A 14,967-nucleotide genomic window follows, 5' to 3' on the forward strand; every position below is an offset into this window, starting at 1 on the left:
CCTACCTGAGCGCTGCGCGATCGGTTCTCACACGGCCTCCCCTCGACCATAGTCAGCCCGAGCCAGCGCGATGCGCAGGGTCGCGCTACGCGAGCGCGCACAGCTCATACCGTCTGCTGGATGCGCACCGCTTGTACAGCCTCGAGCTCGAAGGTGAGGCGCGCGATATATCGCCACAGCTCATACCGTCTGTTGGACGCCCACCACTTGTACAGCCTCGAGCTCGAAGGTGCGCGGCACGGTGTGGGGATGGTCGCACCTGATCTGGTATCCCAGCGGTGAGCGGGCGGGTAGCCGACAATTGACCGGTGAGCACACCAGATGAACCGATCCTGTCCTACTTGACCGATATGGATGGGGTGCTGGTGCACGAAGACCATCTGGTGCCGGGCGCCGACAAGTTCCTTGCCGAGCTGCGCAGCAACGAGATCCCGTTCTTGGTGCTCACCAATAACTCCATCCGCACACCGCGCGATCTGCAGGCCCGGCTGCGTCACACCGGACTCGATATTCCGGAGGAGGCGATCTGGACCTCGGCGCTGGCCACCGCGACCTTTCTCAACGATCAGCGCCCCAATGGAACCGCCTACGTGGTCGGCGAATCCGGCCTCACCACCGCCCTGCACGAAATCGGCTATGTGCTGACCGATAGCGCTCCGGACTACGTGGTGCTCGGCGAAACCCGCACCTACTCCTTCGAGGCGATCACCACCGCGATCCGCCTGGTAGACCGAGGCGCGCGCTTCATCGCCACCAACCCCGACGCGACCGGACCGTCCCGCGAGGGTCTGCTTCCCGCGACCGGCTCGGTTGCCGCGCTGATCACCCGTGCCACCGGCAGGGAGCCGTACTACGTCGGCAAGCCGAACCCACTGATGATGCGCTCGGCACTGCGCCGGATCGGCGCGCATTCGCAATCGACAGTGATGATCGGCGACCGGATGGACACCGATATCGTCTCGGGCCTCGAAGCGGGCATGCGCACCGTCCTGGTCACCACCGGCATCTCCACCCGCGAGTCGGTCGAGCAATTCCCGTACCGCCCGACCCTGGTCGTCGATTCAGTTGCCGACCTGGTCGGCCGAACCGACAAACCCTTCGCCTGACCGACGCGGATTCGCATCCGGTACGGCCGCCACACACCAAGACAGGCGCGGGCTGGCGTGAGCGGATTCACTGACTTACTGGGCCGAATTGACGACCGGCTGATGGCAGCGCTGGCGTGGGCACCGTGGTGTAGGCGTTCGGAATAGGTCCGTTGCCCCACAGCCGGCAATCAGGCCTGGTCGGTGATGGCGTCGAGCGCGGTTGAGAGTCGGGTCATGACCTGCGCGGTCAGGGCGAATTGCTCGGCACCGAGTTCATCGGCGAGCCGTTTCGCCATGACGGCATGCTGTGGATTGATGCGTTTGATGGCCTCGCGACCCGACTCGGTGACCGCGACGAGTTTGGCCCGGCGGTGCGCCGGATTCGGCTGGTACTCGGCAAGTCCCTTGTCCACCAGGAGGTCCGCGATGCGCTGCACACTCTGCCGGGTGATCCCCATCGCTCGGGCGATTCCGGCGACCGGCAGTGGTTCGCGCAGCACCGCGCCGAGCACCTGCCACCACGCCGCCGTAATTCCGCCGGGCGCGGCCAATTCCTCTGCGATGGCGAGGAATTGACCATTCAGCCGGAACGAGGTGATAGCGACGCTCGCGAAGAGTTCCTGCTCAGGCGTGTCACTCATCTCGGAACTCCTGTTCTGCGCGCCTTCCTGGATCGGCGATTCTCTGCGGATTCTTCCTCACACGGAAGCGGTGGTCCTATGCGCCTCGTACTCGGAAAGCGCGGCGAATGCGGCCGGATCGCTGTGGCCGAACAAGCGATACCACGCGTCCAGCACATGCGGTTCATAGACATCGAGCCTGCGCAATACCTCCCGGGCGAATTCGAACGGCGCGGTCGGACCTGCCGTGATGAGATCGCCGTCCAGCACCGCGGCCTGGTCCAGATAGTGGTCGCCGCCCGAATATCCGCTGTCGGCAAGGTATTCCGCGGCGGCACCGGTATGGGAGTGATTATCGAGGAGCCCTTCCTTCGCCAATCCGAAGGTGGCACCACAGATCGCCGCGACCGGAACCCCCGCATCCAGAAACTCCCGCGCCTTGTGAGTGAAGGGCACGAGTTCGCCAGTCTCCCACGTGTCAGCGCCGGGCAGGATCAGCATCGCGCTCGCGGCGGGCGTGAGATCGGCGAGCACCATATCCGGCACGATCCGCATCCCACCTGTCGTCATGATCGGATCGGCGGTGAGCCCAACGGTCTGCACTTGGAAGGTTCCAGGCGCCTTCTGCCAGTTGGGCCGATTGACATGCGCGGTCGCCGCACCGACCTCCCAGTCGGCGAGCGTGTCGTAAACGGCCATGTGAACTGTTTTCGTAGGCATGACAGTATGCTGTCATATTTGACAGCATACTGTCAATGCATCAATGTCCGCGTTCGATCTTCGCCAGATGCGCGATATTGGCGCGATCCTCCACATCAGCACTCGGCTCGCCGCCGAACCACGCGTCGAGAATCTCCGTCAGCTCTGCCCGGGAAGTCGAACGCAGGCTCAGCGCAAGCACATTCGCGTCATTCCACTTCCGCGCACCAGCGGCGGTCGCCGCATCCCCACACAGCGCGGCCCGGATCCCCGCCACCTTGTTGGCGGCAATAGAAGCCCCCGTCCCCGTCCAACAGCACACCACCCCCTGCTCCGCCCGACCCTCGGCCACATCCCGCGCCGCCGCCTCACTGGCCCAAGCCCAGTCGTCGCGCTCACTATCCGATAGCGCCCCATGGACCACCGTCTCGAACCCCCGCCGCCCGAGCTCCACCACCAGCTCCTCGGCCACCCCGACCCGCTCATCCGCCGCAACCGAAATTCGCATACCCCAAGCGTAATAACGTCCCCACCACACAGCCCCGCAAAACGGCGAGCGGCCCGTCCCCTGTTCCGAGGACGGGCCACCGCGCGCGTCACCAGGCAACTGGTCCGAGGCGATCGATGAAGATCCCGGTCGGCCCGTCGGCGTCGATCATCGCGAGTTCGACGATCGAATCGGTGCCCTCGGTAACCGTCAGCTGTCCGGTGTGATGGTTCATGTCGGTGGCGGCGAACTTGCGATTTGCGACCTCGCCGGGAGTTGCGACATTGAATTTGATCTTCGGAAGCGCCTGGGCATACCGCACGGTAATCATGTTCAGCGCCGCTTTCGACGAGCTGTAGGCGAGCTCGTGCATCTTCGAGACCGGCTGATCCGGATCGGTCACGACCGCGAAGGAACCGCCACCACTGGACACCATCACCACCCGCGGATTCTGCGCCGCCTGCAGCAAGGGCAGAAACGCGTGCGTGACCCGGATCGGTCCGTACACGTTGGTGTCGTAGACGGAATGAATTTCGTCAGCCGTCGCGTCCGCGGGCGCGACAATATTTCCCGGCGCACCGGCGTTGTTGATCAACACATCCAGTCGGTCGGTGTGCTCCCGAACCAGCCGCACCGCATCGGACACCGACTCGTCCGAGGTCACGTCCAGCGGGACCAGCACCACCCGCACCCCGTCAGCGGCGAGTTTCTCCTCGGCGGCCCGCCCGCGAGCACCGTCACGCGACCCGAGGAAGATCGTCCACCCCTGTTCCCCGAGCCGCCGCGCCGCTTCGAGACCGAGCCCCTTGTTGGCTCCGGTGATCAATACTGTCGTCTGTTCTGTGTTCGTCATGCCCACAAAGACGCCCCGCTCCACTCGCGACGTGACAACCTGTGAGCGGCCTCACAAACGCCGGCTCGATTACTCCCCCATGCATGAACCCGGCAAGTAGGCCAGAATCCTGGCAGCGTGACAAGACGCGCAGAGCGGAGGGACCGGCAGTGTCAGCTTGGGGTGAGGTAGTTGTCGGCCTGGTAATTCTGGTGGGACTGGTCGGGATCATCGTCCCGATTCTGCCGGGGGCCATCTTGATCTTCGGGGCCATCGCCGTGTGGGCGTTCCTGACCGGGGGTACGACGGCGTGGATCGTATTCGCCATCGGCACAGCCTTTTTGGTGCTGTCCGGCGTCATCAAATACACCTGGCCGGGCCGGAAGATGAAGGATGCGGGGGTATCCAATCGCGCGCTGTTCATCGGCGCGATCTTCGGCATCGTTGGCTTCTTCCTCATCCCGGTGGTCGGATTGTTCGTGGGATTCGTTCTGGGCGTGTACCTTTCGGAGTTGCAGCGGCTGCGCGACAACCAACGAGCTTGGCAGGCAACGGTTCACGCGCTCAAGGGCGTCGGATTGTCGATGCTGATCGAGCTCTTCGGTGCGCTGTTGGCCACGGGCGTGTGGGTCATCGGCGCGATCATCGCCTGATCGTCAGCGTCTGCGGCATTCATACGCTGCGGTACCGGCCCACGGCCAGGGCGCGCTCACTCGATGATCGGGAACGGAATCGTATCCGCCGGTTCGAACTTCGGCAGTTCATCGCGCCGCAGCGGCAGCGTCGGCTGCTCGGTGCGGTGAATCGGCAGGGTGGGCGTCGGGTCGGCCGCAATCGCGCGTTCGCGAGCGGGCAGCCGGTAGAATGCCCGCGCGTTGTCCTCCAGCACCTTGAACATATCGGTGCCGACCACATCGCAGATCAGGTCGACATCGGAATCCCGGAATGGCCGCCCCGCCCGGGTGCCGGGCAGATCGGTACCGAACATCAGCGCCTCGGGATTGACCGCATGGATTCGGCGCAGCGTATCGGCCACCTTCATGTGCACCCGACCGAAACCGGTCGCCTTCACCCGAGCCCCGCGATCCACCAGATCCAGCAGATAGGGCAGGCCTTCCTCGGACATGCCGAGATGGTCGATGGAGAACACCGGCAGCTTCGAGATCACCGGCTGCATCGAGGTGAGCATGTTGCCGTCGATATACACCTCGACATGCCAGCCGACGAGGTCGTGCGCACGCAACGCCTGGAGCGTCATCGCGGTGATATCCGCGGCCGCACGCTTGACGTTGAACCGCAGCGCACGCACACCGATCCGGTCGAGTTCGATGATCTCTTCGTCGGTGGCGTCGGGGTCCAGCGCGGTGACGCCGACCCACCCCTCACCGAGCTCGGCCAGCGCCGCTTTGAGGTAGGTCTGATCGGTGCCTTGGAACGATCCGCTGACCACGGCGCCGCCGCCGACATCGAACCGCGACATACGCTTTCGATAATCGGCGATGGTGAACGGGTCGGGCAGGTAGCCCTCGTTCTCGGCCAGCGGGAACCGCGGGTCGAAGATGTGGAGATGGGCATCGAACACTTGTACAGAATGCCTCATTGGATCCGCTCCCGCCTGAGGGAGGGAGATTCCCGGCTCATGTCGGCGAGCTGCCGTGGCGGCGACGGATTTCCGTCGCCGCCCGGCGGCGGGACTAGACCTTGTGCGGCTCGCTGGCGCGCAGCATGTCCTCGCGCTCGACGACCTTGACGCGCTCGCGGCCCTCCGGCTCGCCGAGTGCACGCTCATGCGCGTCGAGGCGGTACCAGCCCTGCCAGGTGGTGAACGGGATGCCCTTGCCCTCGAGGAATTCGGTGACCGCGTCCAGTTCCGGCTGGGCGGCCGGGGTGAAGTTCACGCTGTCGTCGAGCAGGCAGGCCACGGTCTCGTTGGCGTCGCCTTTGGTGTGGCCGATGAGGCCGACCGGGCCGCGCTTGATCCAGCCGGTGACATAGGTGGCGGGAAGGTAGCGGTCCGCACCGTCCGCGTCCTCGTCGGCAAGGACGCGTCCGGCCTCGTTCGGGACGACCCCGGCCTGATCGTCGAACGGCAGGTTGGTGAGGTTCTGCGACAGGTAGCCGACGGCGCGATAGACGGCCTGGACGTCCCAGTCCTTGAACACACCGGTGCCCTTCACATTGCCGGTGCCGTCGAGCTGGGTGCGCTCGGTGCGCAGGCCGACGACCTTGCCGTCCTCGCCGAGGATCTCGGCAGGCGATTCGAAGAAGTGCAGGAACAGCTTGTGCGGGCGGTTGCCGACATCGCGGATGGCCCACTGCTCCAGGGTGTTGGCGATCATGTCGACCTGCTTGGAGTGCCGCCGCGCGGCCTCGGAGCCCTCGTCGTAGTCGATGTCCTCGGGATCGACGATGACCTCGATGGTCGGGGAATGGTCGAGTTCGCGCAGCTCGAGCGGGGTGAACTTGGCCTGCGCCGGGCCGCGGCGGCCGAAGACGTGCACCTCGACGGCCTTATTGGCCTGCAGGCCGTTGTAAACGTTCGGCGGGATCTCGGTGGGCAGCAGTTCGTCACCGGTCTTGGCCAGCACGCGCGCCACGTCGAGTGCGACGTTACCGACGCCGAGGACCGCGACCTTCTCCGCCTCCAGCGGCCAGGTGCGCGGCACGTCCGGGTGGCCGTCATACCAGGAGACGAAGTCCGCGGCGCCGTAGCTGCCGTCCAGGTCGATGCCCGGGATAGGCAGTGCGCGGTCGGCGTTGGCGCCGGTGGAGAAGATGACCGCGTCATAGAACGTGCGCAGATCATCGAGGGTGATGTCGGTGCCGTAGTCGATATTGCCGAGCAGGCGGACCTGCGGCTTGTCCAGCACCTTGTGCAGGGCGGTGATGATGCCTTTGATGCGCGGATGGTCCGGCGCGACGCCGTAGCGGATCAATCCGAACGGCGCGGGCATGCGCTCGTACAGGTCGATGCTCACCTCGGCATCTGATTTCATCAACGCGTCGGCGGCGTAGATGCCGGCTGGGCCCGCGCCGACGATCGCGATGCGAAGCGGGCGAGGCCCCGCGGTGTGCGCGTCAGGCCTGGAGGAGGCAGCTTGCGCACCGCTGGTCGACTCAGCACTGTTTTCGGTCATCTCTTACGCGCACCCTTATGGTCGAAACAATTGACGGCGTCAGTCTTAGCTTAGGCTAACTTGACGCACCCTCTCGGTCGCATCTGCCGATGCGAACAGGCGGCCATCTCGGCTATGACAGCCACGCCGCAGTCTCGCGATTCTATCGGTGGCATAGCGCGCACCCTGCGGCGGTGCGTACACCGGGTGTTTGCTGTCCCGGCCCACCTACCGTGACTACCCGCTCTGGTGACATCTATCAAATCCGCGCGTCGCGGGTAATGGCCTGCGCGCGGGGGCGAGTGCCGGATACCACCGTCGACCAGGGATGATCGACGCATGACAGAGCAGCAGGGCACCGATGAAGAACCCGTAATCGAGGTCGATCAGACCGATCGTCGCTCCATCGCGCCGTTCATCGCGGCGGCCGTCTTCGCCGCTGTCGTGCTCATCGCGATCGTGCTCGGGGCGGTGCTTTCGCCCGCTGAGAAAAATGTCACAGAATCGGACAAGATCGCGGCAGCGGTGCAGCGCTACGCGGAGGCCCGCGCCACCACCGACAACACACTGCCGCCTGGGGTGGCCTGTCCGGAGTTCGACGAGACCAAGACACCGCTCGCAGGTCAGTTCGGTGGGTCCGCGGCCGGAAAGTCGATCAAGGTCACCAAGATTGAGAATTCGATGGTCGACGGCGATAAAGCCAAGGCGACGGTGACCATCGCGGTCGACGGCCGGGAGACCCCGGCCACCTGGAATCTGACCCGTTCCCAAGACCGCTGGATCGTCTGCGGTTGATTACTTCCGCGCGGCGCGAACTGGGGTTTGACACGGCGGCACCTGCCCAGGCAATCTCATTTTCGGGTCATGAGTACCAGCGCCAAGCCCCGGCTGGCTGGTCGGCAACCCTCCTCCGCGGTGGGGTGCTCCGGGTGACGACCTGGCCGCGCACCGAAGCCCAGGTGCGGCAAGCGTGGATTCACAGGAGGATCGCATGACATATGCCGGTGACATCACCCCACAGCAGGCGTGGGAGTTATTGCAGGACAACCCCGAAGCCGTCTTGGTCGACGTGCGCACCGAGGCCGAATGGCGTTTCGTCGGCGTGCCGGATACGACTTCGATCGACCGGCCGACGGTCCTGATCGAATGGGTCGACAGCAACGGCGCCCGCAACGGTGAATTCGTCGAGCAATTGACCAAGGCGCTGGAGGGTCGCGATCCGGCGGCGCCCGTCGTCTTCCTCTGTCGCTCCGGACAGCGCTCGGTTGGCGCGGCGGTGGCCGCGACCGGGGCAGGCATCGCCCCGTCGTTCAATGTGCTGGAGGGCTTCGAGGGCCCGATCGACGAGTTCGGACATCGTGGCGGTTCCGGCTGGCGCGCCATCGGCCTGCCGTGGCGGCAGTCATGATCACCGGGGGCGCGTTCGACAAGCCGCTGCCCGAAGGTGTCGGTCCCGCGACGCTCGGCGTGCGAGGTGGCCTGCGCCGCTCGGGATTCGAGGAAACCGCCGAGGCGCTGTATCTGTCCTCCGGTTTCGTCTATGAGAGCGCCGAGGCGGCCGAGGCCGCATTCACCGGCGATATCGAGCATTTCGTCTACTCCCGCTACGGCAACCCGACGGTCGCCATGTTCGAGGAGCGGCTGCGTCTGATCGACGGCGCCGAAGCGTGTTTCGCGACCGCAAGCGGTATGGCGGCCGTATTCACTGCGCTCGGTGCGCTTTTGGGCGCAGGCGACCGACTTGTCGCCGCGCGCAGTTTGTTCGGCTCGTGCTTCGTGGTGTGCAACGAGATCCTGCCGCGCTGGGGAGTGGAGACGGTCTTCGTCGACGGCGATGATCCGGATCAGTGGGAGCAGGCGCTTTCGGTGCCGACCCAGGCCGTATTCTTCGAGACACCGGCCAATCCGATGCAGACCCTGGTCGACGTGCGCCGGGTGACCGAGCTCGCGCACGCCGCAGGCGCGAAAGTGGTGCTGGACAACGTCTTTGCCACGCCGCTGCTGCAGCGCGGGTTCGAACTCGGTGCCGATGTGCTGGTGTATTCGGGCACCAAGCACATCGATGGTCAGGGCAGGGTGCTCGGTGGTGCGATCCTCGGCGCCGAGGACTACATCGACGGTCCGGTGAAAACCCTTATGCGCCATACCGGCCCGGCGCTGAGCCCCTTCAACGCATGGACCCTGCTCAAGGGTTTGGAGACCATGCCGCTGCGCGTGCGTCATTCGACCGAAGCCGCACTGCGCATCGCGCGCTTCCTCGAGAGCAACAAATCCGTCTCGTGGGTGCGCTACCCGTACCTGGAGTCGCATCCGCAGCACGACCTGGCGATCAGCCAGATGAGCGGCGGCGGCACCGTGGTCACCTTCGAACTGAATGCGCCCGAGGACGAGGCCAAGAAGCGCGCCTTCGAGGTCCTCAACCGCCTGCGCATCATCGATATCTCCAATAACCTCGGCGACTCCAAGAGCCTCATCACCCATCCGGCCACCACAACCCACCGCGCCATGGGCCCCGAAGGCCGCGCCACCATCGGCCTGTCCGACGGCGTCGTCCGCATCTCGGTGGGGCTGGAGGATGTCGAGGATTTGCTGGGCGATTTGGACTACGCGCTGAGCTAGAGCTCATGTCACCGACCTCGCCGGACCAAGTTCGGCACGGCGGCGTCGGTGACCACGACCAAGACGGCAATCACGCGTCCGGGATGCTCGAAGGCATCGCTCTGCCGGTGATCTCGGTGCCCGGCGGAATCATCTGTGCGCGTGCGGCTCGCAATCGCTCGCGTTCGGCCGGGCTCATCGCCGCCAAGGCCGCCTCCCGCCGTTTCGTCAAAGCCGCAAGCTCTTCCGAACTCAACTGCCGCGCATATTCTTCGCGCTGCCGCGTCAGCCGGGCGAACTCTTCCGGGGTCAGTGGTTGGTTCATCGTGATGGTCTCCTCGATCAATCGCAGGAATTCCGACGCCGATGGCTCGACCGCGTGGTCGAGGCCGTCGAGCACATCGAGCAGGCGGTCCCGCAGTCCGGTGGCCCGGGTGATGCGGTCCTCGACCAACGCCAACTGCTGCCTTACCAGCTCGCGTGGGTCCTGATCGGGTTCTGCGCGGAGGACGGCCGCAATGTCCTCGAGCCGAAACCCGAAGCCCCGCAACGCCACAATGCGATGCAGCCACCGGACATCGTCTCGGGTATAGCACCGGTGCCCGCCCGATGTTCGTGACGACGGCACCAACAGCTCGAGCCGGTCGTAATGGTGCAGCGTCCGCACCGTCACGCCGGTCTCCCGGGCCAAATCTCCGACCCGCCATACCCGCTCGGTCAACGCGCCCTCCTATCGATGTGCACCACCCACGCTAAAACCTGACGTTACGTCGGGTTCAAGTGTCGTTTCGATCACGGCTCCGGGGTTGTTGCCGTTGGGCCGCAGGCGATGTCGTGGAAGGCTTCGCGGAGCAGGGCTGTGATGCGCTCGGGCGGGGCGTCGCGTAGTCCGTCCAGCTGGAGTAGGTGTCGACCGATGACGGTGCCGATGGTGATCGCACCGATCAGCCCGGCACGCAGGTCGGCATCGTCGTCGGCGAGGTGCTGGGCGGCCTGCCTCTGCCGGGACACCATGGCGAGCTGTACTTCGGCGGCGGCGTCGGGATGGGTGAACATGGAGCGGATTGCGGCGAGTGCGTCGGTGGGGTGCTGGGCGAGTTTGATTTCGAGTGCGGCTAGCAGTTGCTCGGCCGCCTCTTCGGCCGTGCCGGTGACCAGGTCTTCCTGTTCGAAACCGGAAGCCTGGGCGAAGAGATTGTCTTTCGACCCGAAATAGCGCATCACCAGTCCGGGATCGGCCTGCGCCTCGGCGGCGATGGCACGAACGGTGGCCCGGTCGTAGCCGACCTCGGCGAACAGCCGCTTGGCCGCATCAAGGATCCGGGATTGCGTGCTCTGCCGTTGCTCGGCGCGGCTGCGAGGGCGAGACTTCATCGGCCCAGTCTACGGGCGTTGACCGAAGCCAACCGCCATGCTAGCTTTCGGTCTACAACCGTTGACCGAAAGAGGATCATCATGTGGCACACAATCCTGTTGTCCGCACTCGCCGGACTGTTCGGCGCGAATGCGGTACCGCATTTCGTCAAAGGCATGGTCGGCGAACAGTTTCCGAACGTGTGGGGTAACGATCCGCTGCGCAATGCGGTGGCGGGCACGTTCGGACTCGCACTCGCCGCCGTCATCGGATACTGGGCCGACCTCCCGGCGCACGCCTACGCGGGCATCGGCGGCGCCCTGGTCGGCGCGGTGGCGATGGCGATATTCCACGGCCGCGGTGGGGCCTATCGACTCAACTCCGCCTTGGGCCTCGCGAACCCATCTCGCGTATAGCTTCGGCGTTATTGTCATACTGTCAATACAGCCTCGGGTCACCCCCGAGGAGCGCTGGATCAACGACGAACCGAGGTAGGGCGTGAGTACACCATCCACCGCCGAGCAGGGCCCGCTCGCGGGCATCAAGGTCATCGAACTGGCCGGTATCGGCCCCGGTCCGCATGCGGCACTGCTGCTGGCGGACCTCGGCGCCGACGTGGTGCGGGTACAGCGACCCCATATGCTGCCCGGCTTCATGGAGCGGCCGCAGTGGCGCGGGCGCACCATCGTCGAGGCGAATCTGAAGGATCCGGCGGATATCGAGAAGGTGCTGGGACTCGCCGAGAAGGCGGATGTGCTGATCGAAGGGTTCCGGCCCGGCGTCACCGAACGCATGGGTCTCGGCCCGGATGCCGTGCTCGCGCGCAACCCACGGCTGGTCTACGGCCGGATGACCGGCTGGGGGCAGGACGGTCCACTGGCCGATCGCGCCGGACACGACATCAACTACATCTCGCTGACCGGTGTGCTGCACGCCATCGGCCGCAAGGGAGAGCGCCCGGTGCCGCCGCTGAATATGGTCGGCGATTTCGGTGGCGGCTCGATGTTCCTGGTATTCGGCATTCTCGCGGCCCTGGTCGAGCGGCAGAGTTCCGGTAAGGGGCAGGTCATCGATTCGGCGATGATTGATGGCGCGCTTGCCCTTTCACACATGATCTGGGGTATGCGCGGCATGGGCCTGTGGTCGGATGAGCGCGGCACCAACCTGCTCGATACCGGTATGGCGTTCTATGACACATACGAGACCTCGGACGGCAAGTACATGGCGGTCGGCGCGATCGAGCCACAGTTCTACGCGGAGCTGTTGCGGGGCTTGGAGATCGATCCCGAAGGTCTGCCCGCACAGATCGATCCGAATGGTCAGGATCAGCTGAAGAAGCTCTTCACGGAGAAGTTCAAGACCAAGACACGGGACGAATGGGCCGCGATCTTCGACGGCACCGACGCGTGCACGACACCAGTATTGACTTTCACTGAAGCAGAACAGAATCCACACATTGTGGCGCGCACCGGATTGATCGAGATCGACGGTGTCGTCCAGCACGCACCGGCCCCCCGCTTCTCCCGCACCCCCGCCGGTACCCCCACCCCGCCCCCCACCGACGCCACCCCGATCGAATCCATCTGGACGAACTGACAACTCGCCGCCAGCACCCTCCGCGGCGCGCTCCAACTGCTCCCGCGCACCGATTCACGCGCCACGCATGTTTTCGCCCGCGAATTCATGCGCGGCGCGACAATCCGAGCGCGGCGCGACAACAGCTAGTTGCGGGTCCATTCCGGCTGGGCGAAATGGGCGATGCGGGCGGCGGCGGGGTCTCGGCCGAGCAGTATGACTTCGCGGAACTGCCAGAGCATGGCACCGGTTGGGGCGTGGATGGTCATGTTCTCGGCGAGGCGCATCTGCAGTAGGCCAAGGCCGTCCGACTCGAGCGAAGGAGCGTCGCCGCGCAGATCCTTTTGTCGCACGGCATCGTTCGGGTGCACCCAGTGCGGGACATCGTCGGCGGCCAGCCGGGCGAGATCCACTTGATGGACCGAGTGGACCTCGTCCGGACTGGGCCGCAGCTCGGATGCGTCGTTGAGAGCCGCCACGATCGGGGTGATGACGAAGCCCGACGCGGCGGGAAAGTCATCGAGCCTGCCGAGCAGATCGGCCGGGCTGGCGGTCAGTCCGAGTTCCTCGTGCAATTCACGGATCGCCGCCTGCTCAACCGTTTCCCCGTCGTCGACCCGCCCACCGGGCAACGCCCATTGCCCGGCGTTGCGCCCGCGATACGCGCGTTTGATGACCAGCACCGATGGTGGGCCGTCCACTGCTACCACGCATAACAACACCGCTGCCCGCCGAATACCCGGCGCATCGGCCACCTCGGTATGCGGGAACTCGCCCAACCGCGCACGCGCGAGCACACGGAAGGCATCGACACTCTCAGGGACACCTGGTCCCGCACTAGGTCCCACACCCTAGATCTTGCCCTACGGCTCTCGCACACCCAGTCGCTATCTCACGTACCGCATAGTGGCTGTTACCGATGCGCCTCCCGTCACACTCGGGGGATCAAATCACCTCCGGCTGAGCATGATTGCACGGCAACCGCCAAAATAAGGGCGCGACCTGCGCAATCGCCAAATCCGCAACAATTCGGCAATGGGCTATATACCGTGTGCGAGATCACCATTCGGTATACGAGAAGCATCAGTAGCAGGTAAGCGGTTGGAGGGGGTCCGCGGCACGGGGCGTGAGGGCTTCGTAGGCGGCGGCGATGGACTTCACCGCCAGGCGCAGTTCCGGTTCCGGATGAGTGAAGGGAAGTCGGATAAAGCGTTCGAAGGCGCCCTGAACACCGAATCTCGGTCCGGCGGCGAGCAATACACCGTGGTTGGGGGCGGTTGCGGCCAGCGCCGTCGAGACCGGAGCCGGAAGCTGCGCCCAGACCGACATTCCGCCATCGCCGACGATCGTGCGCCAGTCCGGGAGCTCTTCGCCGAGCGTGGTGAGCAAAGCCGCACGCTGGGCGCGGAGTTGGTCGCGACGACGGGTGAGGATGGTGTCGGCGTTGTCCAGCAGGTGGATGGTGGCCAACTGGTCCATGACGGGCGTGCCGAGGTCGACGGTGGATCGGATGCCGAGCAGTTTGGTGATCAGCGACTGGTTGGTGCGAATCCAGCCGACGCGCAGACCGCCCCAGAAGGATTTGGAGGCCGAGCCGATGGTGATGATCTCGCTGCCCTTGGCGAAGGCCGCGACCGGCGGTGGCGCGGTCCGGTCGGTCAAGCTCAGGTCCACCATCGACTCGTCGATCACCACGGTCATCCGGGTTTCGCGGGCGATGGCGGCCAGTTCGGCGCGGCCGTCGGCGCCGAGCAACAGGCCGGTCGGGTTGTTGAAGTCCGGGACCAGGTAGGCCAGGGTGGCCGCGGTTTGCCTTGCCGCACTGCGGATCCCGTCGAGATCCCAGCCGGACTCCGGGGTTTCGGGGCGCAGCGGCACCGGTACCGGGCGGGCGCCGACATCGCGGATCGCCTCGATGGCATTCGGATAGGTCGGGTGGTCGATGAGAACCCGGGCCGCGGGCGCGGTGAGCACATTCAGCAATAGCCGCAGGCCGTGCTGGGCACCCAGGGTGACCAGGATCTGGTCCGGTTCGGTGGGCAGGCCGCGCTCGGTGTAGCGGCGGGCCACCGCCTCGCGCAGCGCGAGCACACCGACCGGATCCATGCCGTGCGTACCGAGATAGGCCGGAAGGCCTTGCAGTGCAACGGAGTACGCCTCCTGCATTTCCATGGGCGCGGCCATGGCGGCATAGGTCATATCAATGGTCGGCAGTTCCGGTTGCGCCATCATCGCGAGGATGCTGCGGGCCGGTTTGGTGCCGTCGTGCTGCACATCGCGCGGCAGGGCGACGGTGCTGCGCGAACCCTGACGGCTGATCAGATAGCCGTGTTCGCGCAGCAGGCTGTAGGTGGAGGTAATGGTCGTGCGACTGACGCCGAGGGTGGTGGCGAGGTCGCGCTCACTGGGCAGCGCGACACCGAGCGGTGCGCGACCGTCATGGATGAGCAGGCGGATGCCTTCGGCAAGAGCCAGATAGGCCGGGCGCGTCGAGCGGCGCTCCCCCGGTTCGCCGTTCTCGTCCGCACTGCGCCAACTCCCCAGATCGCGGGCAAGGCTGGCGGCACCGATAACTCTCGTCGACATAAAGTCCAGTAT

17 protein-coding genes and 1 riboswitch are annotated in these 14,967 nt (G+C 65.5%); of the genes, 7 read left to right on the forward strand and 10 right to left on the reverse strand.

Features of this window, described 5'->3' with window-relative positions:
• Nucleotides 1–308 precede the first annotated feature (308 nt).
• Nucleotides 309–1,106, forward strand: coding sequence for an HAD-IIA family hydrolase (locus ACIBG0_RS18435; protein ID WP_397033861.1), 798 nt, complete (start codon nucleotides 309–311; stop codon nucleotides 1,104–1,106).
• Nucleotides 1,107–1,276: 170 nt separating this feature from the next.
• Here the strand turns inward: ACIBG0_RS18435 and ACIBG0_RS18440 are convergent, their stop codons facing one another.
• The 4 genes from ACIBG0_RS18440 to ACIBG0_RS18455 form a co-directional block, all read right to left on the reverse strand.
• Complete coding sequence (locus ACIBG0_RS18440; protein ID WP_397033862.1) at nucleotides 1,277–1,729, reverse strand: MarR family winged helix-turn-helix transcriptional regulator; 453 nt, start codon at nucleotides 1,727–1,729, stop codon at nucleotides 1,277–1,279.
• Nucleotides 1,730–1,786: 57 nt separating this feature from the next.
• Nucleotides 1,787–2,428, reverse strand: coding sequence for a DJ-1/PfpI family protein (locus tag ACIBG0_RS18445; protein WP_397033864.1), 642 nt, complete (start codon nucleotides 2,426–2,428; stop codon nucleotides 1,787–1,789).
• Nucleotides 2,429–2,468: 40 nt separating this feature from the next.
• Complete coding sequence (locus ACIBG0_RS18450) at nucleotides 2,469–2,915, reverse strand: RpiB/LacA/LacB family sugar-phosphate isomerase (RefSeq protein ID WP_397033866.1); 447 nt, start codon at nucleotides 2,913–2,915, stop codon at nucleotides 2,469–2,471.
• A gap of 88 nt (nucleotides 2,916–3,003) precedes the next feature.
• Nucleotides 3,004–3,747, reverse strand: a complete 744-nt coding sequence (locus tag ACIBG0_RS18455; protein ID WP_397033868.1) for an SDR family NAD(P)-dependent oxidoreductase — start codon at nucleotides 3,745–3,747, stop codon at nucleotides 3,004–3,006.
• A gap of 149 nt (nucleotides 3,748–3,896) precedes the next feature.
• Here ACIBG0_RS18455 and ACIBG0_RS18460 point away from each other — a divergent pair, with 149 nt between their 5' ends.
• Nucleotides 3,897–4,379 carry a DUF456 domain-containing protein gene (locus tag ACIBG0_RS18460; RefSeq protein ID WP_397033870.1) on the forward strand — a complete coding sequence of 161 codons (483 nt, stop codon included), beginning with the start codon at nucleotides 3,897–3,899 and terminating at the stop codon, nucleotides 4,377–4,379.
• A 56-nt stretch (nucleotides 4,380–4,435) separates the two neighbouring features.
• Here the strand turns inward: ACIBG0_RS18460 and ACIBG0_RS18465 are convergent, their stop codons facing one another.
• Both ACIBG0_RS18465 and ACIBG0_RS18470 read right to left on the reverse strand, forming a co-directional pair.
• Complete coding sequence (locus tag ACIBG0_RS18465) at nucleotides 4,436–5,326, reverse strand: amidohydrolase family protein (protein WP_397033871.1); 891 nt, start codon at nucleotides 5,324–5,326, stop codon at nucleotides 4,436–4,438.
• Between the two features lie 94 nt (nucleotides 5,327–5,420).
• Nucleotides 5,421–6,863 (reverse strand): FAD-dependent oxidoreductase, encoded by a 1,443-nt coding sequence (locus ACIBG0_RS18470; protein ID WP_397033873.1) that lies wholly within the window; start codon nucleotides 6,861–6,863, stop codon nucleotides 5,421–5,423.
• Nucleotides 6,864–7,181: 318 nt separating this feature from the next.
• On the opposite strand from ACIBG0_RS18470, the gene ACIBG0_RS18475 reads away from it, so the two are divergent.
• The 3 genes from ACIBG0_RS18475 to ACIBG0_RS18485 all read left to right on the forward strand — a co-directional run bounded on the left by ACIBG0_RS18475 (nucleotide 7,182) and on the right by ACIBG0_RS18485 (nucleotide 9,461).
• Nucleotides 7,182–7,637 carry a hypothetical protein gene (locus ACIBG0_RS18475; protein ID WP_397033875.1) on the forward strand — a complete coding sequence of 152 codons (456 nt, stop codon included), beginning with the start codon at nucleotides 7,182–7,184 and terminating at the stop codon, nucleotides 7,635–7,637.
• 65 nt (nucleotides 7,638–7,702) lie between these two features.
• Nucleotides 7,703–7,819, forward strand: a riboswitch (SAM riboswitch).
• Between the two features lie 14 nt (nucleotides 7,820–7,833).
• The gene (locus ACIBG0_RS18480; protein WP_397033877.1) at nucleotides 7,834–8,250 is read left to right on the forward strand and encodes a rhodanese-like domain-containing protein; all 417 of its coding nucleotides are present in this window, start codon (nucleotides 7,834–7,836) and stop codon (nucleotides 8,248–8,250) included.
• Nucleotides 8,247–9,461, forward strand: coding sequence for an O-succinylhomoserine sulfhydrylase (locus ACIBG0_RS18485; protein WP_397033879.1), 1,215 nt, complete (start codon nucleotides 8,247–8,249; stop codon nucleotides 9,459–9,461). Before ACIBG0_RS18480 ends, ACIBG0_RS18485 begins: the two co-directional genes overlap by 4 nt.
• 70 nt (nucleotides 9,462–9,531) lie before the next feature.
• Here ACIBG0_RS18485 and ACIBG0_RS18490 read toward each other — a convergent pair whose 3' ends face one another.
• Both ACIBG0_RS18490 and ACIBG0_RS18495 read right to left on the reverse strand, forming a co-directional pair.
• Entirely contained in the window at nucleotides 9,532–10,161 is a 630-nt protein-coding gene (locus tag ACIBG0_RS18490; protein ID WP_397033881.1) for a MerR family transcriptional regulator, read from the reverse strand.
• Nucleotides 10,162–10,232: 71 nt separating this feature from the next.
• A complete protein-coding gene (locus tag ACIBG0_RS18495; protein WP_397033882.1) occupies nucleotides 10,233–10,814 on the reverse strand; it encodes a TetR/AcrR family transcriptional regulator in 582 nt (193 codons plus the stop codon).
• An 81-nt stretch (nucleotides 10,815–10,895) separates the two neighbouring features.
• Here ACIBG0_RS18495 and ACIBG0_RS18500 point away from each other — a divergent pair, with 81 nt between their 5' ends.
• Nucleotides 10,896–11,210: a hypothetical protein gene (locus ACIBG0_RS18500; RefSeq protein WP_397033884.1), complete on the forward strand. Its 315-nt coding sequence runs from the start codon at nucleotides 10,896–10,898 to the stop codon at nucleotides 11,208–11,210.
• An 82-nt stretch (nucleotides 11,211–11,292) separates the two neighbouring features.
• A complete protein-coding gene (locus ACIBG0_RS18505; protein ID WP_397033886.1) occupies nucleotides 11,293–12,390 on the forward strand; it encodes a CaiB/BaiF CoA transferase family protein in 1,098 nt (365 codons plus the stop codon).
• 125 nt (nucleotides 12,391–12,515) lie between these two features.
• Here the strand turns inward: ACIBG0_RS18505 and ACIBG0_RS18510 are convergent, their stop codons facing one another.
• Complete coding sequence (locus ACIBG0_RS18510) at nucleotides 12,516–13,217, reverse strand: NUDIX hydrolase (protein WP_397033888.1); 702 nt, start codon at nucleotides 13,215–13,217, stop codon at nucleotides 12,516–12,518.
• 235 nt (nucleotides 13,218–13,452) lie between these two features.
• Entirely contained in the window at nucleotides 13,453–14,955 is a 1,503-nt protein-coding gene (locus tag ACIBG0_RS18515) for a PLP-dependent aminotransferase family protein (RefSeq protein WP_397033890.1), read from the reverse strand.
• Between the last annotated feature and the right edge of the window lie 12 nt (nucleotides 14,956–14,967).

Source organism: Nocardia sp. NPDC050630, assembly GCF_044457245.1.
Taxonomy (GTDB): Bacteria; Actinomycetota; Actinomycetes; order Mycobacteriales; family Mycobacteriaceae; genus Nocardia.